At 72.2% G+C, this 1,718-nt stretch carries 2 protein-coding genes and 1 pseudogene; all 3 read left to right on the forward strand.

The genetic code is table 11. The features are described from left to right. Nucleotides 1-221 (forward strand): annotated as a pseudogene (locus ACFWGZ_RS40820) (aspartate aminotransferase family protein); the annotation flags it as partial. Nucleotides 222-356: 135 nt separating this feature from the next. Beyond that, nucleotides 357-1,037, forward strand: coding sequence for a GntR family transcriptional regulator (locus ACFWGZ_RS40825; RefSeq protein ID WP_382456946.1), 681 nt, complete (start codon nt 357-359; stop codon nt 1,035-1,037). 96 nt (nt 1,038-1,133) lie between these two features. Next, nucleotides 1,134-1,718, forward strand: a 585-nt coding sequence (locus ACFWGZ_RS40830; RefSeq protein ID WP_382456947.1) for a hypothetical protein, incomplete at its 3' end; no start/stop codon positions are given.

Here is a 1,718-nt window from a genome sequence, read left to right on the forward strand (position 1 = left end):
GGGAGACCCACGAACCGCTGGTCCCGTACAACGCGACCGGCGAGGCCAACGCCCCGATGGCGGCCTTCGGCGCGGCGGCCAAGAAGAACGGCCTGTGGCCCTTCATCAACATGAACCGCACCCACGCCGTACCCGCCTGCAACATCACCGAGGCCGAGGCCAAGGAAGGCCTCGCGGCCCTCGACGCGGCGCTCTCGGTGGCCGACGAGCACACTGCGTGACACCGGCGCCGACGTCACGGCGCCCCTCCCCGCCCCTCTCCGCGCCTTCTGCCCGGATACGGGCACCGCGACCCTGGATTAAGGTGACCGCAGGCAAGAAGAACGGGGAGGGGCGCCATGGGCGCGAGCGGAGCTGTGACCCGCAGCACACTGCGGCAGCAGATCGCCGACGCGCTGCGTGACGAGGTGCTCGCCGGACGGCTCCAGCCGGGGCGGGAGTTCACGGTCAAACAGATCGCCGAGCAGTACGGGGTGTCCGCGACCCCCGTGCGCGAGGCGCTCTTCGATCTCTCCGCCCAGGGGCTGCTGGAGACGGACCAGCACCGCGGCTTCCGGGTACGGGAGTTCACCGTCGCCGACTACCGGTCCCTGGTCGAGGCCCGCAGCCTGGTCATCGACGGTGTGGTCCGCAGCGTCTACTTCGGCGGCGGGCTCCCGGCCGCGCCCCCGCCGGTCGAGTACCCCGACTGCCTGGTCTCCGTACGCCGCCGGGCCCAGGATGCAGCCCGGGCGGCCCGGGGCGGCGACCTGGACATTCTCATCGGCTACGACCTGCGGTTCTGGCGCGAGCTGGGTTCGCTCGTGGGCAACGCGTACATCAACGAGTTCCTGAACCGGCTCCGCGTGCAGACCTGGGTGTTCGCGGTGCCCTACCTGCGCCACGCCGCCCGCGACCGGGACGCGCTCTGGCACGGCCACGAGGACCTGGTCGCGGCGATCGTGCTCGGCGACCCCGGCGCGGTGCGCACGGTGCTGGACGACTACCAGAACCACGCGCTGGGCTGGGCGGACCGGCTCGCGACGGAAAGGGCGTAGGGCCGCAGGGCCACTGTGCGCGGCGCGCGCACCGCATTACGCTGTCCCGACCATCCCGAACATTCCGATGCGCACCCCGTGGGAGAGCGAGACCTCGTGGCCTGTGACCTGTGGCTGGTCCCCCTCGTCGATGTGCTGTGCCACAGCCCCGACAACCCGTTCGCCGAAGAGATCGCCGTCTACGACAAGGCGTTGGGCGAGGCCGGACTGCCGCCCGTACCGGTGTACGCCTACATGCCGGGCCTGACCGGCGACGTCGCCCCCGTCGCGGGCTTCGACTACGACGCGCTGCACTTCCTGCGCCGCGCCCTCCTGCTCCAGCTCAGCGGCCTCGCCGTCACCCCGGTCGGTGAACTGGGCAGTGACTACGAGCAGTTGCTGGAGATGTTCGAGGAGTCGGCCCGCCGGTCCCACCTGGTCTGGCACTACGACCACGCCGGGGCGTACGTCCCGGTGGACTTCGCCGCCCCGCTCACCGCCGACGACCTGCTGGAGGGCGGCGGCCCGCTCGGCTCCTCGCACGGGCTGCTGCGGGAGCTGGAGTACGTCGCCCCGTCCATCGGCATCGACCCGGCGAACCCGCCGCTCGCCCCGCTGCCGCCCGCCGCACCGACCTCCCTGGAGGAGCCGGCCGCGCCGATGCCGTACGACGACAGCCCGTTCGCCCGCGAACGGCACGTC

Origin of the sequence: Lentzea sp. NPDC060358, from assembly GCF_042725365.1 — a bacterium.
In the GTDB taxonomy this organism is placed as follows: domain Bacteria; phylum Actinomycetota; class Actinomycetes; order Mycobacteriales; family Pseudonocardiaceae; genus Lentzea.